The organism is Paenibacillus sp. FSL R7-0297 (genome assembly GCF_038009025.1).
GTDB lineage: Bacteria > Bacillota > Bacilli > Paenibacillales > Paenibacillaceae > Paenibacillus_AQ.
Window position 1 is genome coordinate 7,572,778 of sequence record NZ_JBBPAQ010000001.1, and the last position, 25,593, is coordinate 7,598,370.

14 protein-coding genes, 1 pseudogene and 1 riboswitch are annotated in these 25,593 nt (G+C 55.1%); of the genes and pseudogenes, 1 reads left to right on the forward strand and 14 read right to left on the reverse strand.

Going from position 1 to position 25,593, the window contains the following annotated elements; genetic code table 11:
- Entirely contained in the window at positions 1-294 is a 294-nt protein-coding gene (qoxD, locus tag MKZ24_RS32845) for a cytochrome aa3 quinol oxidase subunit IV (protein WP_039302907.1), read from the forward strand.
- Between the two features lie 197 nt (positions 295-491).
- On the opposite strand, the gene MKZ24_RS32850 is transcribed toward qoxD, so the two are convergent.
- The 14 genes and pseudogenes from MKZ24_RS32850 to MKZ24_RS32915 form a co-directional block, all read right to left on the reverse strand.
- A complete protein-coding gene (locus MKZ24_RS32850; RefSeq protein WP_340789999.1) occupies positions 492-1,637 on the reverse strand; it encodes a hypothetical protein in 1,146 nt (381 codons plus the stop codon).
- A 270-nt stretch (positions 1,638-1,907) separates the two neighbouring features.
- Positions 1,908-3,617: a methyl-accepting chemotaxis protein gene (locus tag MKZ24_RS32855; RefSeq protein ID WP_042232804.1), complete on the reverse strand. Its 1,710-nt coding sequence runs from the start codon at positions 3,615-3,617 to the stop codon at positions 1,908-1,910.
- A 143-nt stretch (positions 3,618-3,760) separates the two neighbouring features.
- Complete coding sequence (locus tag MKZ24_RS32860) at positions 3,761-4,447, reverse strand: ECF transporter S component (RefSeq protein ID WP_042232800.1); 687 nt, start codon at positions 4,445-4,447, stop codon at positions 3,761-3,763.
- Positions 4,420-6,312, reverse strand: coding sequence for an ABC transporter ATP-binding protein (locus tag MKZ24_RS32865; protein WP_340790003.1), 1,893 nt, complete (start codon positions 6,310-6,312; stop codon positions 4,420-4,422). Before MKZ24_RS32865 ends, MKZ24_RS32860 begins: the two co-directional genes overlap by 28 nt.
- Positions 6,228-7,172, reverse strand: a complete 945-nt coding sequence (locus tag MKZ24_RS32870) for an energy-coupling factor transporter transmembrane component T (protein ID WP_052415988.1) — start codon at positions 7,170-7,172, stop codon at positions 6,228-6,230. Before MKZ24_RS32870 ends, MKZ24_RS32865 begins: the two co-directional genes overlap by 85 nt.
- Positions 7,169-8,032, reverse strand: a complete 864-nt coding sequence (locus tag MKZ24_RS32875; RefSeq protein WP_340790005.1) for a DUF4430 domain-containing protein — start codon at positions 8,030-8,032, stop codon at positions 7,169-7,171. Before MKZ24_RS32875 ends, MKZ24_RS32870 begins: the two co-directional genes overlap by 4 nt.
- Positions 8,033-8,998: 966 nt before the next feature.
- Complete coding sequence (locus MKZ24_RS32880) at positions 8,999-11,179, reverse strand: S-layer homology domain-containing protein (protein WP_340790007.1); 2,181 nt, start codon at positions 11,177-11,179, stop codon at positions 8,999-9,001.
- A 193-nt stretch (positions 11,180-11,372) separates the two neighbouring features.
- Positions 11,373-11,561, reverse strand: a riboswitch (cobalamin riboswitch).
- A gap of 517 nt (positions 11,562-12,078) precedes the next feature.
- Positions 12,079-15,309, reverse strand: a complete 3,231-nt coding sequence (locus tag MKZ24_RS32885; protein ID WP_340790008.1) for a GAP1-N2 domain-containing protein — start codon at positions 15,307-15,309, stop codon at positions 12,079-12,081.
- On the reverse strand, positions 15,306-16,568 hold the full coding sequence (locus MKZ24_RS32890; protein WP_042232790.1) for a hypothetical protein: 1,263 nt from the start codon (positions 16,566-16,568) through the stop codon (positions 15,306-15,308). Before MKZ24_RS32890 ends, MKZ24_RS32885 begins: the two co-directional genes overlap by 4 nt.
- A gap of 565 nt (positions 16,569-17,133) precedes the next feature.
- Positions 17,134-17,769: a beta-mannanase gene (locus tag MKZ24_RS32895; RefSeq protein ID WP_340790010.1), complete on the reverse strand. Its 636-nt coding sequence runs from the start codon at positions 17,767-17,769 to the stop codon at positions 17,134-17,136.
- Positions 17,770-17,803: 34 nt separating this feature from the next.
- Positions 17,804-19,075, reverse strand: a complete 1,272-nt coding sequence (locus MKZ24_RS32900) for a vWA domain-containing protein (protein ID WP_340790012.1) — start codon at positions 19,073-19,075, stop codon at positions 17,804-17,806.
- 343 nt (positions 19,076-19,418) lie between these two features.
- A complete protein-coding gene (locus MKZ24_RS32905; RefSeq protein WP_052415984.1) occupies positions 19,419-21,842 on the reverse strand; it encodes a transcription initiation factor TFIID in 2,424 nt (807 codons plus the stop codon).
- A gap of 4 nt (positions 21,843-21,846) precedes the next feature.
- Complete coding sequence (locus MKZ24_RS32910; protein ID WP_340790014.1) at positions 21,847-25,236, reverse strand: tubulin-like doman-containing protein; 3,390 nt, start codon at positions 25,234-25,236, stop codon at positions 21,847-21,849.
- An 89-nt stretch (positions 25,237-25,325) separates the two neighbouring features.
- Positions 25,326-25,593, reverse strand: a pseudogene (locus MKZ24_RS32915) (VWA domain-containing protein); the annotation flags it as partial.

Sequence of the window (25,593 nt, forward strand, 5' to 3'; positions counted from 1 at the left end):
ATGATGAAGCAACTGTTCCCAATTCGCCATGTGATGGGTTATCTGGCCTCTCTGGTCCTTTCTGCCGCTGCGCTGATTGTCATCTACGGAGATCTCTCCTCCGGGGCCAATATGGCCGTGCTGCTGATTACAGCGCTTATCCAGGCCTCTCTGCAGCTGTTTGTATTCATGCACATCGGGGAATCGGCCGACTCCAAGAAAGAGCTGTACATCAACATCGCCTATGCACTGTTCGTGGGTCTGGTTACCATCTTCGGAACCCTGTTCATCTTCGTGTGGGGCTGGTACTCTTAAACTTTATGAGGGGCGGGAACGCCCCTTCCACGCAGCATAATAAAAGCGGTCCGTCTCCGGTATGTTCCGGGACGGGCCGCTTTTTTGGTGCAGTACATGAATCAATATTGATGTGGTCGTAACTGCGGTGAAGGTTTGAACTTCCCACCGTCACTTCCATCTTGTATTGTCCCTTCAAGTCCGAAAGCTAAAAATATCTAATACTTCAACTGAACCACACTGCTGCTGCTCTCATCCCCGCTCCACTCGGTATATGCCAGTTGCTTGCCCGAAGGGCTCCAGGAGGTCGTCAGGTTCCCTGTATCGTCTGCAACCTTGGCAGGCTTACCTGATTCCAGGTCATAGACATAGAGAGCAGCAGAGGCCGTACCGTTCCCGTCAGCTGACATGCTGTAGGCAATCATCCGCTGGTCCGGCGACCAGGAGATACCGCCAAGCTCCGCGCCTTCCACGATTATTTTCTGATTCCCCCCGTCTGTATCAGTGAGGAGAAGCGTTTGGCCAGATTCTTGATATTGCAGGATCAGCAATTGATCTCCTTCCGGTGAAGGGATTACGTTGCCGATACGGCCAATTTTCAGATCCGCCTTTTGCTTTGTATTCAGATCCAGCGTTTGCAAGGATTCATTGCTATTGGTAGTGTAATAAATCTTATCTTGGATTTGCCGGACAACAATCAATCCTTCGCCGCCTAGTCCCTCCACAGCAGCGATCTTGCCGGAAGTACTTGCTGTAAAGGCACCGCCGCTGTATGCAGCTCCTATAACGGTATCATCTTCAGCCCACCGGGCGCTCTTAGCTCCTGCAATATCATCGCCCGTGATGCTGAATGTTTTCTTGGAGCCTAGATCCATCACATGGTAGGAAGGATCACCTAAGGAGAATTCGCTGTATAGCAGATACCTGTTATCGGACGACAAGGCAGCGTCACCCAGAAACACATTTTCCTGTTCCTTGATCAATTCGTATTCCTCTGTATCCAGGTGGTAGAAATACAGGCTTTTGGGCAAAGACCCAGCCAGCTCCACCAGACTCATTGTGCCAAACTTGTCGTTCTCCTTAGACACTACAACCGTATCTTCGTCCAACCAGTCTGAAATCGATATATTCTCATATTGCACGATCTCTCCCGGCGTCAATTCAGGCCCGGCTGCTTCCCGGGTTGGTTCGGCAGATTTGACGGTTTCAGCCATTGGGGCAGGATCGGTTGGTGTACCCGCGCCAGCCGTGCTGTTCCCCGGCTCTTGGACAACGGCGTTATTTCCGTCCTGCTCTGCACTGCAGGCAATAAGTGTAATCATTAATGCCGGAACTATTGCCAGCTTGAATATTGGGGTTCTCATCCTGTGAATCGCCTCCTTGAATTCGGGTTTATAACCCAGAATGAATCTGGAATTGTGGAATCGCGCTCAAGGCGCCCTTCCTTTTCCTTAGCAATACCCCGGAGCTACTCTCCCAGTAACATTTAAGACGCGAGCAGTAAGCCGTATGTTGCAGGAAACTGCTTGCTGTTGTAAGGCCGGATGACCTTAATCATTCAAAAAAAGCCTTGTTCAGCTGCAGATAACAGGAAACTCTCTGCTATCATTTGCCGAACAAGGCTTCAGTACTTCCTATAGCTTGAACCGGGCCAGATGCTTCTGCAGATCCTCGGCCAATGTGGCGAGGTACTGGGCAGAGGAAGACATCTCCCCCATAGCGGTTAGCTGCTGCTCACTCGCTGCGCTTGTATCCTGAACATCACCGGCGCCTTTACGCGAGATTTCATCCACCTGGGCCATCGCCTGGGTTACGCCCTCCGATTCCTGGGCGACATGTCCGATAACCTCCGTAATCAATTCCATCTGCTCGCTGGCTGCTTGAATAGAGGTCTGTATCTCAGTAAATGCGGCGGAGACCACTTCGCTCTGCGCTACGCCATGGGAGACAATCCCGGAGCCCAGCTCCATGGATTCCACTGCACTTTCAGTCTGCTTGCGGATATGGGTAATAATCTCCGTAATCTGCAGCGAGCTTCTTCCGGTAGCTTCTGCAAGCTTGCGGATTTCACCCGCTACCACAGCAAAGCCCCGCCCATGTTCTCCCGCTCTGGCCGCTTCAATAGAGGCATTCAGTGACAGCAGATTAGTCTGGGTAGCAATGTCATTAATGGTTGTGATGATCGTGTTAATCTCTTCGGACAGACTGCCCAGACTTCCGACAATACTCTGGCTTGCCGATACACTGGAGTCAATCTCCCGCATTTGGATCAGAATCCGTTCAACCGCTTCGGCACCCCGGTCCGTTGATGAGGCAGCCTGTGCCATCAGACCGTTCATTTCATTGCCGCTGTGCCGGGCCTCGGTAATATCATACGTCATCGTCCGGACAGACCGGGCGGTACGTGCGATGCTCTCGGCCTGCACATCGAATCCGGCAGCGATTTCACTTGAGGTCTCGGCGATCATCTGGGAAGCATGCGCCGTCTGTTCTGCACTGGCGCTCATCTCCTCTGAGGAAGCCGACAGAATCTCGGCACTCTCGGAAACTCCTCGCATCATATTCTGGAGACCTTCCAGCATTGTATTAAACGAAGTGTTAATCTGGCCGATTTCATCCTTCGACTGATAGGAGGCGGCGGCAGTCAAATCCCCATCCTCTGCGCGCTTCATCAGCTGCTGCAGTTCCTTAAGCGGTTTCGTAATCAACCGGGTAATCATGATGCTGATCACAATACTCAGAACCCAGGCAACGGTAATCAGAATGCCGCTTAAAGTGATGGAGCTCTTGGCACTTGCTACAGTGTCCTCATTATGCGCGGATGCATCCTCTACAAACAGAGCTGCAGTATCCTCCAGCAGTTTAACCATCGTCCGGCGCGATTCACTGAATGCTCCACCCGAGAAAACCTGATAACCTTCATCATTCAGACTATTATCGGCAAGATGGATGATATTATCACGCTGGGAGCGGTAGTCCGGCAGGAGAAGCAGATATTCGTTGATATTAGCCGCGATTTTGTCATTGCTGAACTCAACCGTCTTGAGCTGTTCTATAAGTTCATTGTTCGTAGTGATATTCGTTTCAATAGCCGCCTTAAGCTCCTGACTCTTGGCAGCATCCCTGGTAATGAGATCCTCCAGCAGAAAAGATTCGATTGCCCGGTTATTCCCGCGGATCTCGGTAATGAGATAAATCGGCAGCAAATTCTGTTCGTAGGTCTCCCGGGACCTGTCCGCCATCCTGCTGGTGGTCATAATGCCTGTCGTCCCAATGCCTATAAGTAACACTACAATCACTGCAATCAGCAAAGTCATTTTATGCTTAATCTTCAGATGTCTCATTTCTTATAATCCCGCCTTCTCGATATCTTGCTGTACTGTATTTATCGGAGAATTAGGCCAAAATGTTGATAATACGTTGAAAAAAATGTCGAAAAATGAAAAATATTATCGTTTTATATGAACAAAGACCTATAAACATCTTTTCACTCTTGAAGCAGTCCATACTTCTTGCGAAATCTCTTCAGCACTTTAGTCCATCCTCCAGCCAGAATAGCCAGAAAGAAGACATTGGATATAGCATGGGCCAGGTCAAAATAAAAGCTGGCTCCATAGGTCGCTGCCACAAGCCCCCAGCTGAACGCATCCGGAAGACTGAGAATAACCCAGAGATTCATAATCCAGCCGAACAGGAATCCCCAGATAAAACCGAAGATCAGCAGCCCGGTCCGGTTCTTCATCCACCAGGTATTGCGCAGCCAGCCCGCCGTAAGTCCGGTCATCCCCCAGGCGAACATCTGCCATGGTGTCCAGGGGCCCTGGCCGAAGTAGATATTCGAGACCAGCGCCGCCACTGCACCGATGACGAACCCTGCCTCTGCCCCGAAGACATAAGCGGACAGAATGACAACGGCAGACACGGGCTTGACACTTGGCAATGCGGCAAAAGGAATCCGGCTGACCGCAGCAATAGCAGATAATACGGCCAGCAGTACCAGTTCTCGGGATGCCAGCTGGCGGCGCTCCAGACGGAGAAACATCGGCAGCAGCGCCGCCAGCAGCAGCACCAGGCTGAGCAGTATATAATGATGGTCTTTCAGCGCCGCTGTTAGCGCAAGGCCAGCCACAAATAATCCCAGAGCAATCAGCAGGGGTGCGCGGAACCGGACCATGTTTGAATCACATCCTCTATCGTCAATGCCTGCGGCAGTAAGTCCCGGACCATACGGTTGACTGTCGTAGTATAGAAGTAATTACTGCTGAAGAACTCTGCCGGCGCCCCTTCCGCTGTTATGCTGCCGTCAAACAGCAGCGCACAGCGGGAAGCATATTTAGCGGCAAACTCCACATCATGCGTTACGATCAGAATACTGGCCCCCTGCCCGCGCAGTTGCTGGAGCAGAGCAGCCAGCCTGTCTTTGGCTGCCGGGTCAAGCCCTTTAGTCGGCTCATCCAGCAGCAGGATATCCGGCTTCAGCAGCATCATCATAGCAAGCGCGGTCTGCTGCTGCTGCCCGCCGCTGAGATCATGCGGATGGCTCTGCAGTACCTCGCGGAGCCGGAAGACTTCCAGCAGGGCATCTATTTCCCGCCCGGCTTCTTCCAGGGATACCCCGGCATACTGCGCCATATGCTGCAGTTCCTCGGCCACAGTATCATAGCTGAAATAGAGCAGCGGATTCTGGGCCAGAAGCCCGGTTGTACTCCCCTTGGACAGCTCGGCCTTGCCGCGCTGCGGCTTCATCAGGCCGCTCAGTACATGCAGCAGGGTCGACTTCCCGGCACCGTTCCCGCCCATAACCGCCAGAAGCTCTCCCCGCTTCAGCGTTAGTGAGAGCTTCCTCAGCACCTCCCGGCCTTCCTTGTCGTAGCGGAAGGTAAGCTCCCGGCAGCTGAGCAGAATTTCTGCGGAGGATGCAGGAAGGTTCACGGGTGAATCCGGCCCGCCCGGGCCGAAGGCTCCAGGTGGATAAGTAACGGGAGCAGCGGCTGAATTGTAGGGAGTGCCAGTATCCGGAGCTAGTTTAGACCGTTCGCGGGAGACGTTAACAGATGGTCCTGAAGAGTGTACAGCGGGGTCTGCGCCGGAATAAGCAGGCACAATGTCACCGGCGACTGTACCGGATACTCCTGGTGCAGCTATAGCCGCTGTATTTACGCTGGGATTAGCGGCATTCACTCCCGCTCCAGCAGTCAGAGAATACAGCCAGCGTTTGCCCTCGCGCACAGTCAGCGGGATATTCTCCGGCGCGGCTGTCTCCGCTTCCGTTGACAGCGCCAGATATAGCCGCGAAGCTGCCGGCAGATAAGCCTGACGCGAGGCGAATTCCGCACCTCCGGCAAGCTGGGCGAAAGCACGCGGACCTGCATCTGCCACCAGCCTGCCGCCCTCCAGCATCAGCACACGGTCGGCCAACGGCAGCACCTCCTCCAGCCGGTGTTCGCTGATGATTACCGTCACTGACATTTCCTCGTTCAGCCGCTGCAGCGCCATAATGAATTCCCGGGCAGCTACAGGGTCAAGCTGTGAGGTCGGCTCATCCAGCAGCAGCACCTTGGGCTGAAGCAGCAGCACCGAGGCCAGATTGAGCAGCTGCTTTTGCCCGCCGGACAGCTCATGCACGGATTGGTAGAGCAGCGGCTCCAGCCCGAATAATCCACAGATCTCAGCCAGCCGGGTACGCATCACTGCAGGCGGTATCCCCAGATTCTCCATAGAGAAGGCCAGCTCATGCCAGACGGTATCCATCACGATCTGCGCATCCGGGTTCTGGAAGACCATTCCGATCTCCCCTGCGGCAACGGCTGCCGGAAGATCGGGCAGGGGCTGCCCTTTAAATGTCAGGCTTCCGCTGAACATGCCTACCGGGGCAAGCTCGCGTTTCAGATGGCGCAGCAGTGTCGTTTTGCCGCCGCCTGACGGACCGCAGAGCACTACGAATTCGCCTTCTTCTATTGTGAACGAGAGCTCATGGAGCGAGTCTCTGTCTTCTTCAGGATAGCGGAAGGATACTTGTTCCGCTTTGAGGATCTCCATAACCATTTCTCCTTTCCTTCAAGACCTGCAGGGAGCAGGACGAACAAACAGAAGCTGCCGTACATCACGGCATCCTGCCAGCTCAAATCCATACTCCTCATCCGGGGATAAATCTCCAGCGTACCGTAGCCCTGCAGCCACAAGAACAGTACAATCATTCCACTGACTATCAGTACCAGCAGAAGCAGCTTATCCTGCCGATCCGGCTTGTATATACTGTACGTGCTGCGTTTGGCAACCCCGTAGCCGCGGGCCGTCATGGAATCTCCGGTCTGCAGCGCTTCCTCCAGCGACCAGGTGAGCAGCACCTTCAGCAGCGTCATGCCGTCTTGCATCCGCTTGCGCAGGCTTCCTGTGCGGACATCCACCCCGCGCAGGCGCTGGATCAGGGTAATCTGGCGCAGCCGCCGCTGGAATAAGGGGACGAACCGGAGCGCCATCAGTGTAAGTAATGCCGTTCTGGGCGCAGCTGCGGCGAACAGGTACATGAATTTATCTGTCGTTACCGTGTAATTGTATGACATGAACCAGATGAAGATTGTCAGCAGTACGGTCATCATTATAAGTCCGTACAGCACAGCCTCCAGCGTAATCGGCTGGTCCAGCCAGTAGAAGAGGATATGCGCCCCCCTGTGCGAGAACAGCGGATTCAGCACTGCAACCGATACCGCCATCAGGAGCATAAAAGGCAGACCGCGCAGCAGCGCCTTCCCCTGGCCCTGCAGCAGCAGCAACGCCAGCAGACCTGCTATTTCCGTGACCAGAAACAACGGATGAAGCCCCAGCAGGGCGAACAGCAGCAGCCCGGCATAATACAGCAGGGCTACAGCAGGATGCATGGACCCGAAGCCGCTGTTCATGGCGCCGCTGCCCCGATATCCTTGCCAAGATCAAGCGTATACAGCCACTCAACCGTATCTCCGGGCTTCATAATCCAGCTGCCGGAAGCCTTGGACGGAAATTCTCCGTTCACCTTATACATCCAGCCGCTCTCTGCCCCGTGATCATATTCGTACAGATTATCAATACCCTCCACATAGGCAAAGGTTTTGCTGCCCTGATATTCCATCTGGATCTTGTGCTGGCGGGTAATCCGCCGCAGCAGTTCCAGCGCAGTCTCATTCTTCTCTATTTCATAAGCCGCCGGGGCCAGAATAACGCCGTGCTCCTCATCTCCAGTAATGGAGAGAGTCACCGTATTCACCGGCGTGGCGGTAGCCGCCGGGGCTGGCGCGGCTGGCGTGGCAGTAGCCGCCGGGGCTGGTGCGGCTGGCTTGGCGGTGGCCGCCGGGGCTGGCGCGGCTGGCTTGCTGGTGGCCGCCGGGGATTGTGCGGCGGCACTGCCCGTGGCCGCCGGGGCTGGCGCGGCGGCACTGCCGGTAGCCGCCGGGGCTGGCGCGGCGGCACCGGTGTGGCCGGGCGCCGGCGCGGTTGCAGCCGGCACCGGGGCTTGCGTAACGGGAGCTTGCTCCGTTACGCCGGGGGCGGCTCCGGCTGGCGCTGCGCCGGAGCTGGAAGCTGCCATGCCGTCCGCCGGGGCGGAGGGTATGGCAGTGCCCTCAGGCCGCGGCGTCTGCGCGGCCTGGGAACTGGCGGGCGGCACAGGCCCGCCGCCTGCGTAATCCGGCTGCGCCTTGGAGCAGCCGGCGAGCAGCAGGACAAACAGGAGCAGGAGCAGCGGATAGAGCCTCGACCTTCTTGATTTCAATAGACTGAACATTTCCTCGAGCACCTCCACAAAAGGGAAAAGAACGGGGGCAGTCAGCCTGTTCCCCGTTCCGTTCAAACACCTTATGATTTCTTAGTGTGACATGAAACAAACTAATCCTGGGCAAAGCACCGTCAGCCAGCCCCTTGGCCGCTGAGCATCCGTCCCGCAACCTGCAGGAGCTTCTCTATCAGCAATCAACCTCTTTGAATACTGGCTGGCACCATACTCTCAGTTTCACCTGCTGTAGCTTCATCAGCATCATTTGCTCTAGCTTAATTAACTAGGTGCAGTAGCCTCGCCTTCCCTAGCGAAACTCCGCAAAATATCCCACCACCGGAACAGTAACTGGATTTTCGGCACTTATTTATGTTATACGGACTTCACTGCCGATTCTAGTTGGATTAATGGCACTTAATTCTGCCCCTAGCGGGGTCATTCACTAATTCAAGCGAGATTAAGTGTTGTTTTTCCAACTACGCCGCCATATCGGGAGATTCACCGGGAATTAAGTGGCATTTATCCACTTGTATATCCCGCCCGCACTTTCGCTTTAGACTGCTTCATGCAAAATCTTGCAGATAATACAACTTAGCTTCCTAATCCCTAAAGGGTTCGGGCAGATTATTGTATGAAATACAAGAATTATCCCGCTACACCCCTTGTCGGAAGAGGAATGCTGCCTTTCGTACAACAATTTTCGAATATAGCCGGGATCGTGATGGAAATGTTGTATTATGGGCATGATTTCTAACAGGCAATCGAACTCACACCTCAAAAGCGGGTTGAAATCGTGAAATTCTTGCGCCAGCAGCCTTGAAAATCAAATTAAACTGTGGTGAAGACTAAGCATTATATTCATAGCTTAAGCTCAGCATATATAGCATTTTTCTCTACATGTGCGCAGGATCAAGGCATATCTGAAGATGCGTCTAAAAGTAGAATAGCTGGTGTAACCCATCATCCTTCAAAGCTCACCTAAGGCAATCTAACCGCTACAGCAGCGGCCATTTCTCTGGTTACAGCAGTGGCAGGAGCGAATTCGCCGCCGGTACCGCTCATAATTCCAAGTCCGGTTACAGTACGTACCGCCGTTAATGCATAGGCGCTGATCTGGTCTTCATCGGTGAATTTCCCGGTTCCTGCTGCTGCCGAAGCTTCGTCCAGCTTCAAGGCTCTCACGATCATTACAGCCATATCCTGGCGGGTAACGGGGCCGTCCGGTTTGAAGGCTGTGCCTGTTACTCCGCTGACCATTCCCAGTTCCTTCGCTTTGTTCACTGCTCCATAATACCACGCATCCGCCTTAACATCACTGAAACTCTGGGTTGACGATGCCGCAGACGGCTCATTTCCAGTCAATCTCAGCAGCAGTGCCGCAAATTCAGCGCGGGTAATATTCTGCTTCGGTGCGAACACGAGGCTGCTCTCACTGACGCCGTCCATCAGCTTGCGGTCATAGGCCGTATACACGGACTCCAGCGCCCAAGGCGAGATTGACTTCACATCGGTAAAAGCAACACGGTTAGCCGCAGCAGAAGCCACGGTCAGCGGCTGCGAATAGCGGACTACCGCAGGTGTGCTGTCCTTGAGATATCCGGTAACGGTAATTGTATATTTATTCGCTGGCAGGCCGCCGGCAACAACAGCTGAACCCGCAGCATCCGTAACAGCAGTTTTACCGCCGATAGATACCTGAACCCCTGCGGCTGCTGAGGATACCGGGTCGGAAGTGAAGGTCGCTTCATTCCATACCCACTGCTTTTGAGTTACTTTTACAGTAATATCTTGTCCAGGCTGCGGCTGTGCAGGGGAGACCGTCACGGACGCTACCACCTGTGTGTTATCCCCGCCATAATAGACAAGCACGCGGTCATTCTCCGCAAGAAGGAAATCACCCATGCCTACACTTGGATAAATCCATGCTCCACCACGCGCTACAACATACATCCATCCGTCATAGCCGCCAAAAGCACCTGCAGTCACGCCGCCAATTCCCGTCACATAATTACCCGCTTCATTGACCAGGGCCACCTTCTTCGCCGCCGCTGCCTTCTCCAGGGCTTGAAGTACATTTCCAGCATATACAGTGCCTTCTGCCAGGGTTCCATTAGGGCCCTCAATGGCAACAGACACACTAACCTGAGGACTTTTCACAGGTGAATTGCTAAGATCATAGAGCTTGCTGCCTGTGCTGAAAAGCTTGTAAGCTACCAATGCTTCCAGCGCCTGCTCTGTCGAGAGCTGATTGTAGCTTCCGCCCGCTGTATGAGCGAACCCGCCGCCTGCTGCACTGAAGCTAAGGAGCTTACTGACAAGGTTCACATTGTTTGCGGTATACTCCGCTCCTGCCGGGTCAATCCCAAAGGAAGACAGGCCAATAATGGCTTGAGCGACACTCTCGCTGCTGTCACCATAGCCGCCGTTCTTGTCCTGTGCAGTCGCCAGCCAGGCTGCCGCCCGCTGACCCGCGGTATTGGCTGCCGGATCATCCTTATGTCCTGCCAGCACCGTAAGCACCATCGCTGTCATGTCCGGATCACTAGCCCCCGTAGTCAGGGTGAAGCCTCCGTCAGTATTCTGTTTGGACAGGATCTCAGCCAGCAGTTTCGCCGGCGTCCATTTGGCATTGTCAGGCATAGTATAAGTTCCGGAATCAAGCGCCAGCAGTACGTAGGCTGCGTTGTTCAGCGTCTGGCCGGTAATTTTATCGTTATTGTAGAGCTTCTCAATCAGGTTGTAGCCGGCGACATCTGCCGGATTCCCGCCAAGCGCCCTTACCGCAAGCGTAATCCGCGCATATTCCGTAGCTCTGGCGTAAACACCCTTGGCTGCGGCTACTTTACTCTCAAGCGCCTTTAAATAACTATCCGGAACCTTGTAGCCCGCCTGCGCAAGGCCGATGGCCTGCCAGTCGGACTGGACTCCGGCCTTCAGCACAAACTCCGAAGTGGCATAGACTGCCTCAGCTACATTAACTGCTGTGCCTGCCGGTTGAGCTGAGGCTGTATTCGCGGCATTCAAGCTTAACTGGGCTGATGCGGTATCACTCTGGGCAAAAGCCTGTCCTGCCGGAGCCACGGATGCCCCCAGAACCGCGAACATCATGACAACGATCAGACCCAGCCGGATAAACTTAGATGATAGATTGTTCTTCATTGCTTGACCTCTTTCTGTGAATAGAATGGTATAGATGAATCCTGCGTCCTCCGCTGATGCGGGTGCAACATAAAGACCGCCCTGTACAGGGCGGCCGGGGAAGGATACAATACATGCGGCTGAAATGAGGATTCCCTACACACAGCCCCTGCTTATATTTGCACCTGTTCCGCATTCTTACCCCCGAAGAATAGAAACAACAACGAAAAAGGCAGGTCTCCTGGCTTACGCATCATTGCTTCCCCCGCCTTCCCATCCGATCATCAGACAGTGGCTTCTCAGGAGTCGCTCCGCATTTACAGTGGCGGGACCGCACCGGACTTACACCGGCCTTCCCTTTTAAGCAGATTACTCTCGTAGAACCAGCATGGCTATCTGTTGCATGACAGCGCCTGTTTCTACGGAAATCCGCACCTTTTTCCAAAGCTTATTAAATTTTAATATTCTCAAACAATCATATCTACTATTCCCCTGTATGTCTATAGACAAGCTGCTTCAATTATAGGCAGACCCTGCCCCTTCCGCACAAAAAAGCCTGAACAACACTTGCCGCATTCTCCCGGCATATCGTGCTGTTCAGGACTTAAATAGTGATTCTTCCGCTTCCGGCAAGAGCCAGAAGCTTGTTGATTGTATTATGTACAACAGAATGGGAATAAAAGACGGCGATAAGGCATTCTGCTGTATTTCATACAATTGATTGTGGAATATACCCCTTATAGGCTCAGAAATCCGGAATCTAATGCATCAAATACAATAGAACGCATAATAGGGCTGATTATTCCGGATTTGAGTGTATAAAATACAATGACCCCTCTGCCAACTTTGGCGGCAGCACCGTTGATGAAATGCCGGACTTCTCTTACATCCGGCTTGGCCCAATTCAGGCTCTCACTCAATCATTCCTCATCCGTATCCGGGCTGGCGGAAGGAGTGGGGTCGGTGCCGGGTGTAGTCTCCGGAGTAGTGCTCGGGGTACTTCCCGGAATGCTCCCCGGACTAGCCTGTGCCTGTAGCTTCAGCGTATAGATTCCGGCGGTGATCATATCATCCGCGGCCAGCTTCGCGCCAGGCTCCAGCTCCACCGTCACTTCATATACGCGCGCAGGGATTCCTGCGCCCGATGCACCCGCTGCCGGGGAGGCCTCGGCTTCATCAGAGCCGCCGCTATTTCCCGCGGCCGCATCCCCCCCGCCGTCAGTCCCCACGGCTCCCTCATCAGAACCGCCGTCAACTCCGGCGCCCGCTCCACCAGTACCGCCGCTATTTCCCGCGGCCGCATCCCCGCCGCCGTCAGTCCCCACAGTTCCCTCATCAGTGCCGCCGTCAACTCCGGCGGCCAGGCAACTGCTCTCAGTTGCTACAACCTTGTAAGTGTCCGCAACGTTATTACCGGACATCACAATGATCTCCGCCGGGTTGAAGGCGGAGCAGTCCGCCACAGCGGCAAAGCTGAACACCAGCTTGACGCCTGCTTCCTCGCTGCTGCTTGCATCCCCGCCAGCATTCCCAGTGCCTTCCGTTCCGCCGCTTTCACCCCCGCCTGCGTTCCCGGCGCCTTCCGTTCCGCCGCCTTCACCCCCGCCAGCGTTCCCGGTACCTTCTGTTCCACCGTTTTCGGCCCCAGTGCCCGTCCCGGCACCTGCCACTCCGCTGCCAACCAGCCGTACAGAGACAGGGGCTTGAACTTGCCCATCCGAATTCTTGATATCGCCCCGAACCGGGCTCACCGTCGGCTGCGGTGCAGCGGTATCCGCATCCGGCCGCAGCCAACTGATGGCGATGATGGCGATGATCAGTACGATCCCAAGCACGCTGCCGGAGATCAGGATCTGAAATCGGCTGCGGCTGACCCACCGCGCCAGCGGCGAAGCCAGCTGGGAGCGGGCTTCATTGTAGACATTCTGCATGGCGGGCGTTGCGGCCGAGCTATAGCTTTTGCGGAAATCGCGGTTCTTGAACGCCTCGCGGTCGTTCTTCAGGAAATACTTCAGCACCGCCCGTCGGTAATTCGGCCACAGCTTCTTGCTCGAGATGGTGAACAGCCGGTTATGCTGCGACCAGGCCAGGAAACGGTAGACCGTTTCCTTATCATTGCCCGCTTTGCGCGCCACCAGCTCCAGCAGCGCATCGTAATCAAGCGGACCGCCCTCACGTTCACTGCTGTGGTAGAAGGCCAGCGGCAGCCGTTCGAACGGCTCGATGCTCCGCGGCTCCTTCAGCCAGCGTCCTCCGAGCAGCTGTACATCATCCAGCTCCCGGGGAGACAGCCCGGCAAAGATCTCCTCGTCCGGCTTCTCCTCCCCGAACCAGCGGTAGGCAGCGCGCAGCGCATTCGCTTTACGCTTAGCGATTGCATCCAGCGGCGGCTGCCAGTCCGCCGTATCCCGGTAGCGCAGGAAGGAAATCTCCAGCAGCTGCTCAATCGTCAGCTCGTCCAGCGAAATCCGGTTCAGCAGGAAGCGGTCGGCAACGGTTCCCAGCTCCTGCAGCAGTGACAGCGCTTCAGGATGCACACCGCCGCCTCTGCGGCGTTCTTTCTCCGCCTTCTGCACCGACTCATGAACCGATGCCACCGCCGCCACCGGATCATTGTCCCGCTGCAGCTTCTCCAGCAGATACTCCTTGACGGTATCGCGCACGAAAGCCTGCTGAAGCGCCTCCGGAAGGAAACGGCCCCAATGCGCCACGAACCGCAGGATATCCGCCGATTTCGGCGCGTCAGCCAGCCGGGATTCCATATAAGGCTCCAGCAGCGCTTTGCGGAATATAGGCTGGGCCAGCACTCTTTTGAAGAAGGCCGCACTAAGCTCATCGTTGCCCTCAATAATACCGTAAGCGGCAGCAAGCGCATCCTCACGTCCCGCCGACTGGCAGTTCAGCATCCCGTTGATGAAGTAATCCACAATTTTGACCCGGTAATTATGGCCAGGCAGTGCATAATACTCCTTGAACCACTCCAGAATCTCCGGCGCCGGTACCCCTTTTTTGCGGATCAGATCATACTCCCGGTCGAACCGCTCCAGGAACATATCATTCAGACGCACCCGGGATTCCAGCGCCCCCTCCGGCTTCAGATAGGACAGCAGGCCGCCGAGCACAGCATTCTTGTTCCCTGTATATAAATCTTCATCGCCTTGCTCAATCTCATAAAAGACAGCCAGCTCATTGTAGAGTGCCAGCGACAGCTTGCGGTCCACACTCTCCCCAAGCAGCAGGGAGTCGGCGAATCTGGCGAAGTCTCTGAGACTCCCGCCCTTTTGCCCCAGCGTCTTCCAGGCCAGGTCTGCATACGTCTGCCGGGACTCCCCGAAATCGGCATTCAGAATCCGCGCGCCTGCCAGATCAAAAATATAATCCTTCTCAATACTCCGGTCCCCCGGGCGCAGCGAGCCCTTCTCTACGAAGGTCAGGTGAATATATTTGCGGCTCTGCGGCTCTTTGGCATAAGTGATCACTCCCAGCCTGCGGCGGAAGTCATGCGGCAATGCAGCATAGAGAACCTCCGTCAGCTCCACCGCACGCTGCGACAACTCACTGATCGGTACATCCAGCGCCACATAAATCTTCTTCTTGCCGGCTACAGACAGCATAACCGCCTGCAGTAGGGCTTTGAACAGCTCTTCGGTGAACCCGAGGCTGCGAAGCACGGTCAGCGGGTCTGCAGACTCTTCACGGCCCCCCGCTGGAATGGACTCCAGTTCAGGCAGTGTTCCGCCCGGCTCCCCTTCATAACTCCGCGCAAAGCCGGCATGCAGCCATTCCCCGTACCCCTCCACAATCTCCTCCGAGCGGATAGGTGGCACCACGAAATTATGGGCAAAAAAAGCGCTCCGCTGCCCCGTGAAATCCGCCGCCAGATAGCGGCTGAGGCCAATCACTGTCTCATTGCTCTCCGTATGGAACAGATGCAGCGCGTCAGGATACAGCTCCTCCTCCTTCTCACCGCGTGCCGCGAGCTCAGCCGGAGCATCGTAGAGGCAGAAGGGGTGAAGGATTTTTTTGACAAAATTATTGTCGAGACTCTCCGATTTCGCTACCGTATCGAATCCCTCTGTCGCCCGGTAAACGCCGCGGCGCTCGCGGGTATACATCTGCTGGGTGATCATGGACCCTGAAAATCTGTTCACGGCCCGTCGCTCCCCTCAATATAATTCAGCTTGTGCAGCAGCCAGATAAACGGCTCGTCCACACGGATCGGGCTGACCACACCCTCTATCCTTTGATTGACCGGATTGCTGCCCAGCGCAGATACCGCGAAGTAACCGGTGTTGGCAAAGTACACATCCATCGTGTCCTTGAACGGTCGGTCGACCTTCTCGATAAAGCGGCGGATTTCACCGTCAATGTTGTGGAACTCGTCCAGATTCAGCGTGTTGCGGTGCACATAGTTATTGAACACGTTGCTGTTGGACTTGATGTAATCGCCGTCTTCATCCTTGAGTGAGTGCAGCATGTCGCTTTTGGCCAGTACAATGGCCGTTGGAATATTGGTCTTGCTCTTCTCCTGATAAGCGATGAAGTCGCCGAACATGGTCAGCACCACATCGCGCGGCTCATCGTACTGCGACACCCACTCGCCCGGACGGTCACCGAAGTTGATGCGGATTTTCTCGCGGATGGAGCGGATCTGCAGCGGATCGACCATGAACAGAATGCCTGCGGAGTTCTTGATATGCTGGCCGTGCAAGCCCAGATAGTCCTGATCGACCATCCCTTCACCGGCAACATCGAAGAACACCAGCGTCAGTGGAGGCTTGGATTCATCCTTGAATACGAACTGGAAAATGAACGGCTCCTGCATCTTCTCCTTCTGGGTAGAAGCGAGCAGATCTCCCCGCTCGAACAGCGGCTCTTCGTATAGTGTGCGGAATTTGCGGCTGATCTCGGCATTCAGCGGCATACAGGCGGCGTCAAAATGCCCCGCAGTCGTATGCTGCAGCGTGTGAATCAGCGAGGTCATATACACCGACTTCCCGACCTGGGAAGCGCCGATAATCGAGATAATATTGCTCGGCACCTTGCCGGCAGTTACAGGCAGCTCATTATGGCAGGACGGACATAGCCGTCTGCGGGTCAGCACGCCATAGCGGTCGGTGATGCCGGTCAGCACATGGTCCGTATAATGATGATACTCCTCCGGAATATCCGCCGGATTCAGAATCGCTTCCATATCGTCTACCGTATCCAGGCCGAAGCGCTCACGGTACTTATTCAGCAGATCATCTTCGCCCAGCGCATAATTCTCGTCATCCTCACGGCTGTGCATGGCCCGGAATACCACTTCCTCCGGCTCGAACCTCGAGAAGCAGTAAGGGCAGACGATATCATAATACAGCGGCCTTGCCGGGGGCTGATTCTTCTTCATGAAGCGGCTAAAAAAAGACATTTCTCTTCCTCCTCAACGTTTTGGCCGGCAGCTCAGGTAAATGAGCGGCTGACAAAACTGGCTACGAAAGCATAATCTCCAAGTTTGGATGCAGGAGCTCAGGCGAATGAGCAGCTGACAAAACTGGCTTCGAAAGTTTAAGCCTAAAGTTTTGCCGCAACAGCTGCTCAGGCGAACGAGCTGCTCGCAAAACGGGTATCGCACAAATTCGCTACTATATCTGAGCTCAGATGGTCCGCTCGCTTAATTTCTCCGGCCTACACACTACACTTCCCCGGCATTCCGCCTGTACGCAGTTCTTGGAGCGCATATAACTGCACTTTGTACAGCTATATTACCGTTTCCGCCCGCTTGCGTCCGAATAGCTGCAGTTCGTGCAACTATACCGGAGCAGAGAGCATGATTAGAGGGATTCCCCGCGATATAGATGTACAAAATACAATTAAACAGCCGATGCGGCAGAAATCATCCACTTTAATTGTATGAAATACAGTTATTCCATATCTGGACGTATCAGGCTGAGCTCCGTGCTCCAACTGTTATTTCTTACACCTTGCCGGCCCGGTTACTCCGGCACCAGCTCGTAATATAAACCGTACTTGCGCCCGTCCGTGAAAAAGATACGGATGAAGTCGTCTTTGCTGACCTCAATCGGGGGAAGCTGATTTCGTCCGGGGGCGAAATCCTGCACGAACGGGAAAAGCGCCCCGTCCTCCCTGGAGGCCGGATGGCCGTCCCGCTTCTTCACGTAGCAGAGTACTTCCTTTGGTACAGGCACTTCAGCGGTGATCGTCATTTGCACGGTTTTCAGCTTGCTGAACAGGCCTTTTTTGTGCTGGACGGAATAATAGATTCTCGCTTTGCCTGCGCTGACCAGTGTCTTGTTGGCACCATCCCGCTGACGCACCAGCAGCGTCTCCCCGTTCCCGGCCAGCCGGGCATAGATGGTATACGCCACCAGCCCGATCTCATCCAGCCGGTCACGGTAGCCGTTATTCGCTTTGTACTCTTCACGTGTGTAGAGCTTCATGCCGGAAGGCGGATGTTCCTCATCCTCCGGCGCCTCCGCAGAGGCTTTATGAATACATACTGCCTGCACGCCATCCGGCCAGCGCCACCGCAGCGTGCAGAAGCGGTCTTCCACTCTGGATACGACTTCTGTAATAGCCGGTGCTGCAGAATGAACCTCGGCGTACCTCATGCAACATGCTCCTTTCATTAGGTGAAAATCAAACTCAGAACCCCTTACTGCCGCGGTTCCGGCGCGGCGGAGGGAAGCCGTCCGCAGGTGTGACCGCAGCTCCGGCGGCTCTCCCTTTGCGGGACAGGCGTCCTTCCCCTACAGGTACTACATAAGTAAACAATGTAAGAATAGCAACGAGCACCAGCAGTGCCAGCAGGCGGATCATCGGGTCTGTAACCGTATCCCCGTTAAGACCGAATTCGAGAATCAGTCCGGCAGCGAGCCCGGATAATGCGCCTCCGAAGCTGAAGCTGCGGGCCAGATGGCGGTTATCGAATATAATGCCAAGACCGAGGCCCAGTGCGGTACCAATCAGGATCAACGCAAGAATCCTCACTACAGCATAATAAGGACTATCTGCTGCCCTATCGCTACGCTCGGTGAGCAGGGTCCGGTCGCCCAGACGGTCATAGATCTGCTGGAATACCTCGCCAAGCCGGTTCGCATCTGTAACATCATAATACTGGCCGCCAGTCACACTGGCGATATCCTGCAGCAGATTGGAGCCGGACGGATCCTCCAGGGCAAGCCCGATGGTATTGACCGCAATGCCGCGATCCACAAATGCATTCAGCTCCGTTGACGTATCAAACTGGCTGAAGCCGTCGGATAACAGAATGACCATCGCTCCGCGGTCCGCCCCGTCTTCATTAATCACATTCATCGCTTCTGTAAGGGCACCGCTGATATTCGTTCCGCCTTCGGTAGTCTGCAGGCTGCTGATAACTTCCGACACCTTCTCCCGGTTCTCCGCTTTGGAGAGCGAGATCAGCGGCTGGACTACGGAAGCCTCATGGCTGAAGGTAACCACAGCCACCTTGTTATCTTCATCCAACTGCTGCACCAGTGCTCTGGCTGCTTCGTAACGGCTGTTGTTAGGATCACTCTCCAGCATGCTGCCGGAATCATCGATGACCATGACGACATTCTTGACTGGCTTGATGCCGCCAAAGTTCAGTTCATACACGAACTCGGTCAGCGTACCTATGCCAAACAGCAGCACCACTGCCAGCGGAAGCATTTTCCATGACGTACCGAGATAACGGAGCTTCCAGGACTGGCCATTCAGCTTGGGCGAGATCGTCTCGGCAACCACGCTGCCTATCGAGACACAGAGCGCGGCAAGGGCAAAATAGATCCCAACCAGTACAATCGGCGGCAGGTCATACGGCCTGCGGTCCAGGAGCAGCTCGCCAAGTACAAAAGCCACACCGCCGCCCAGCAGACTGAAGAGCAGCAGGAGGAGATTGATTTTACGCTGCATTAATATTCATCCTTTCCGGAAAAAACTTAATAATAATGCGCTTGAAGCCGGGCTTTGGTGCTGGAGTTTCAACTGCAGGGTGAATAAGCTGTAAATTCTATTCTGATGCATTCTGTACAACAGATTGCCGTAAAAAGGGGCTGAAATTTCATTCTATTGCACTTCATGCAGCAGAATGTATGAGGATTATCCTAATTCACTAAGTTGGCCCAACTCTGTTGCACAAAATACAATAGAACCTTTTTTCAGGACAAATCAGGACCAATCTATTGTACTTTTGCAGCAGATTAGCTGCAGCGAAGCTGCTGCCGCCCTGTTCCGCCGCATTTCCAATGTACGAACCTCATCTCATTTCCGGCAATTGCTCCTCAGCAAGACCATGCAGCGCATAGCCGCTGCCCGCATAGGTCTCATAATATACCTTGCCGTTTCGGTAATAGAGCAGATCCTCCAGGTGGAAGCCGCCCATCAGATTCAGCTTCTCCACCCCGCTCCTGCGCTGCTCATGCACGAAGCCCAGCCGGTAGATGCGGGTCGTCTCGTCCGCACCGAAGGCATAGCGCAGGAATTCGGAAGCACTGTCGCCGAAAAAGTATTTCTCCTCATGCCGGTGCTCCTGTGTATATTCAAACAGGCGGACATTCATTGCCGCCTCCTCCTCAAGACCCCGGTAGAGCTGCTTGAACAGCTCCTCCTTGGAGACAATGTCCCGGTTCTCATAGGCTGCCGCGACATTGGCACGCCGCAGCAGCTCCTCCTCGAACGGAAGCGTGAACAGCCCCGCCGTCAGCAGCTCCCGGCGGCAGATCTCAATTAGCCGCTCAGCTACAGCATCGCCGCCGCGCCGCAGCAGCTCCGAGAGGCTGCCCATAAACCGTTCACTGAAGAAGATATTCCCGCCCCGCCGCGTCTCGATATCCTTCATGACCTCTTCTGTCACGCTGCGGTAATACTCCATGATGTTCTGATCCACGGTATCCTTGCTGCGGCCGATACTGGTGAGGGCCAGGCTCTGCAGCTCCTCCTCCAACGCTTTCATCGCCAGGACCTTGGCTCTGCTGTCCGAATGAAGCTGTTCAAGCGCCGCATCATAGCGGAGGCAAAGGGCAAGCTCGCTTTCGAGCCGGAGAATCTCGTATTTCTTACCATATACGGTATCGAATAAATAATGAATGAAATTACGCACAGTCCGTTTATCCAGCAGCGGCACCCGCTGGAACGGCTGGCGTTCTACACTCTCCGCATAGAGCCGTTCCAGCTCCTCCTGCGCAGAGAGCAGTGCCGAACGCAGTCCGCCCATATGCTGGCGCAGGGCATGGAGCACACTCCCTCCGCCCTCTGCCAGCTCAGCTGTCCATTCTGCGAGCTGGTAGAAAGTCACCGGCGGAGTTGCCTGCTCCTCGGCGGCCAGAACGCCGGCCCACTCCCGGGGAGGATCGATGGCCGCAGTCCTTCTTGCGGACACTTCCGCAAAGTTGCTGCGGAAATAAGCCTGCCCGCCTTCGCCGAAGAGCAGCTCCTCAGCTTCGCGCAGCGACAGCGCTCTGAGCTCCGAGTAGGACGGGCGTCCATGGCTCATCAGCCCGGTCATCTCCGAGAGACCGGACTCATCCGGCAGCAGCTCCGCCGCGCGGGAACGCAGGGAATCCGCTCCGAGTCCCAGCAGCGCCTGCCGTTCCTTAAGGCTCCGGCTGTTGCCGGCACGCAGCTTCTCAGCCAGGTAATGCAGGGCATGGTAGAGCACCGCCAGCGCAATCTGCCGGTTCGGCCTGCGTACCGCCGAGAAACCGGCCGAAGCATAGCCTTGTCTGCCCGTGCTGCCCCGGATGCCGCTTTTGAAGGTCATATTATTGTAGCCGCCGTGCCCGGAAGCATGATCAGCCGCAGGCCGGACACGGTTCTTCAGCAGGCTGATATGGGCAATAATCTCATAATTGTCGTCCATCCCGTGGACGGACATCAGTCCGCGCTCGTTCTTGTCGGAGAGCAGATAGACCAGATCGAACAATGCGGAAGGGCCATGGTTCACGGGGATCGACAGCCCTTCCTCCGTAACCAGAAGCGGAGCGCTTAAGGCATAATCCGCCGCCTGCATCCCGTCCAGCTCACGCAGAAAAGCCAGCCCTACCGAGCTGGAATAGCCAAAGTTATCCCCTTGCTCCCGCTCGTTGATCAGCGCATACAGATCGGTCTGCACCGACTTGAACGACTGGCTGAGGATGGCGCGGGCCAGCAGGGCAACCTCAGGCAGCAGCACATTCAGCGGGTCATCAACACGCGTAACGACCGACAGATGGATGACATCGAACGAAGAATACAGTCGTCCATAGTCCGCTATGCTGTTGCTTAACTGGCGCAGCGTCCGGTTCATCCCGGCCAGGTACTGGCTGTCCTCATGAAATTCACGGTACAGCTCTCGCCGGACCGTCCGGGGATCACGGCCCGCCATGTTCGGCAGGGCCATGTGCAACACGCGTTCATGAACGCTGCTGTTACCGCTGCCGATCCATCCCTTGATTCCATCCTTCTCCTGCGTACTGCCGCTGCCGCTGGGAGAACCCGCGTGCAGCGCCATGACACCGCCTGCATTGTCCCATTTACGCTCGCAGCGCTCCAGCACCGGACCGATGGCCGGGGTCACCTTGTCGCCGAGGAACAGAAAGAGAGCAGGGTAATGGATGCTGCTGCGCCCATCCCCCTTGTTATGCTGCGCTTCCTCCTGCGCAGCGTACTGCTCTGCATATTGTAAGGCCTGATCTCTGATCATAGGCCTACTTCAGCTTTCTGCGGATGCTGCCGAGCTTGCCGGTCAGGCTCTTATAGAAGCCGTACATTTCATCGCCATTTGCATGCTCTACCCGCTCATATTCCAGGCTGTCGCGCGCCTCCAGGAAGGATACATACATCCCTTCCAGCTTATACAGCAGCGGAGTCACATCTTCCGCCGCCGTCATCTCTCCCGCCCGGCGTGCCGCCTTGCGCAGCAGGAGACTGCGGCTTTTCTCATCGAGTGCACGGAAATGGCGGTAGACGGCATACTCCACATAGCTGCGCTCCTTCATCAGGTTCGCGAACGGCTCCCAGGCATCTTCGTCCTCGTCACGGTCATAGACATAGAGCGCACCTTTTTTGGTGATGGTATCGGTGTACAGTGCCTCGATGAACTGGTCGATCCACTTGTCTTCATCCAGATGCTGATGGACCAGCACTTCGAGTTCCGCTGCCTTGGCCGACAATGCGTCGTATTTCGCCAGCTCTTCGCGGACACGGGCAATCAGCTGCGGTGAGCGGATCAGGTTCTCCTGGGCCAGCTCACGGTTGATGCTGCCGAAGATGTCCTTAATTCCTTCACGTTCCAGGCCGCCCGCACACAGCGCTTTGAGCTCTTCAGCGGCTTTTCTCACTTCGCCCAGATTCGGACGCGACGAGCCAAGCTGCAGATCATAACCGCTTAGCATTTTATCCAGATCAAACGGCTTCGTGAAGTTGACCGAGAAGCGGCTGCTCGTATTCTCGTCGATGCCTTTCTCGATAATTACACCCGCCTCCAGGGCACGTAAGAAGTCAGCACGCACTCTGGCATTATAATCACGGACCCGCGCATTTACGTAGGTATCGCCCCATGACTTCTCCGGAATCGGGGAAGGCAGGTAGGTCCAGTTATCCTTGTCAGTCATCACCAGATGGCGGCCGATGCCTTCCTTGTCCAGGATGGTCCGTTCATAGTTCTCCTCGAACACCCGCAGCGGCGTATATACAAACAGCGGCACCCCGTTACGTGTATTGAGCCAGAAAATCCGGTTCTTAACCTGGCTTTCCTTGATCGTGAACTGCGATTTGCCGAGCGCATTGTTCTGATAATTGCGGATTCCCTTCAGAATACCCGGCGCCTTCACCGGCACGGATACGAAGCCCCAAGACGGGAAGTGCAGACTGCCGGAGCTGTTGCTGAGGTGGAAAATCGGCACCGCATCCTCATCCAGACGTCCGGCGATAATCCGCTCCACGAACTTATCCAGCGGCTCCTCGCGCCCGTACTTCATCACCAGGAAATCTTCCATTGAACGGGTAATGAGATCACCGAACTTGTCGCTGAGGAATTCAGAGATCGAACGGACGATATCAATCTCCTGCTCTTTGACCCAGCGTCCGGAATGCTTCAGCATTTCGCGCGTGAAATCACGGATCAGATCGTCGCCGTCCTTCTGGTCCATCACCTTAGAGATCGTTGCCGAAATATCCGGCACGTTGACGATATTCCAATAGTAGGTTTTGTTACCCTTATGATCAGCCTGCTCTTCGCCATTGATGAGAATGTCGCCATTCTTCTCGAAGATTGAGCTGAGCGCTGTCAGAATTTCCGTGAATACGCCATAGATCCGGCTGTTCTCTTCATTCAGAAGCTCGTACAGATCCTCGTAGAACTGGATCATCTGCTCGGTGCGCTCCACATCGGCATGCAGCCAGTATTCATTGATCTTGGCTTCGATATAGGCGTTCTTCTTCTTCTCCTTGGAGACAAAAGCACTGCGCGCATCGCCCAGCTTCTCCTCTGCACTGTCCTGCGCCGTCTCGATATCACGCGGCAGACGCAAGAGGCTCTCCCGCAGCGCTTCAATATACGACTGAATCAGCTTCAGGATACAGAAGCCCTTCTCCGTGTAGAGCAGCCGGGATACATAGAACGGCCCCTGCTCCGGATGCAGGAAGATCCGCTCCAGCTCCTCGCCGAAACGTCCGGTAATTTCGCCCGGCAGCTGATTCTTCGCTTTGATGTATTCTTCCCGCGCACGGGCGAGGAAGTTCTGCTCCAGCTCCGTATCCATGCTGACCACCTGGTTCTTCACTACATTGGCATGGCTGAGGCGCTCGCTGTTCTGATAGCCGGGCAGCGGCTCCGGCACGCGGGACTCGAAGGTCTTGATCATCGTATCGAGATCAATGCCGAGCTTGCGTGCCATCTTCTCCACATCCTCCTGCCCCGGGGCGTGATGGAACATCTTGTCCATCTTGTCGAAGAGGCGGAAGGCCAGATATGTGGTCATTTCCTCAATCGGCAGCACCGCCGAGGAAGCGCCGATGATGTTGTATTCATAATTCGCAGGATACGTCTTATTCATCTGCGCAATGTTGGTGCGGATGTTGCTGATATAGTCATGGATGGCGAATTCCTCGCCGGAGGCTTTTTCCTCGCTGGCCATGAAGTTGGTAATATTCTCAGCCGTTACATTCATGCAGTAATCATAGGCATTCTCCAGAAGCTTGCCTTCCGTATTTGTCGCCGAGATCAGATGACACAGATTGAACGGCGGCAGCGGCGAATTGACGCTCAGGATATTGCCGTACTGCTGGCGGAACCGTTCGCCCCGGCTGTCCACATTCATCCAGTAATCCAGCTCTTTGAGCGCAGCATAACCGTTCTTGCGGATATACTCGCGGGTATGCTCGCTAAGGCTCTTGTTCGCCAGATTCACATCCGGGGTGAACAGGTAACCCAGCGTATTCACGCGGTCGATTCCGGCAGCGCCATAGTCACGTTCAATAATCCCCCGGACAATGTAGGCAATATCCAGAAAAGCTCCGCTGCCTGTTCCGCCGGACAAGCCGGTAAGCAGGAAAACCATCAGCTTCTTGCTGGTGCCGACCGACAGCGTCTTGATCTTCTTATCAATCGCAGCCACAACCTGATTGATCTTGGTGAACAGCAGCAGACGTCCGGCCTGACGCACCCCGGCGGCTCCGTTCATCCCGTCCGTGATGCTCAGCTCCGGCGACAGCCAGTCTGTAATGTACGAATCAAGAATGCTGCGGTTCTGCAGCAGTCCGCCGATCTCGGCATTGGCCAGCAGCACGAATTCATTCTGCGGGTCGAGGCCGATGCCTTTGTATTTTTTGCCGCGGTCCTGTTCATTGGTCTCGAACGCCAGGAATTCCACATTGTCGGGCTTATCCCGTTTCTTCTTGGACAATGGATCTTCAGGCAGCTTGAAGCGGCGGTTAATCTGGTATTTCAAGCGCAGCAGGGCATCGATGCCCGTGCCGCCAAGTCCGATAATCAGAATCGGGTTGTCTATGGTGTCCACTCTTATTTTGTCGCTGACGATTCCTCCGCCAAGCGATACATCGAGCTGCTGAATATGTTCTCTTACTACCGGTTTCATAGGTTATCCTCCTAAAAGTTATGCGTAGCGCTTCTTCCTGAACATGCTTCGTTCGAAATTCACTCCGGAAGCTTACGCTTAGTCAGCTGTTATATCAAATATTCGAGTAATATCGTCTTGTCTACTGTCTGCAGAGAGACCGATACGCGGTCACCGCTCTTCATTTCCAGGCCCCGCGAGGTATCAGCGGCACGCCCTGACCGTTCCACGGAGATGCCTTCGCCCCCGCGCAGCATCAGCCGGTCATTGTTCCCCGGAGTGAAGACCAGCTTCTCGCTCTCCTTCAGTTCAGGAGCCAGCTGCAGCAGCTGATGTAATGTGAATTTACCCCGGAAGCCTGCAAGCTTCTTATACTGC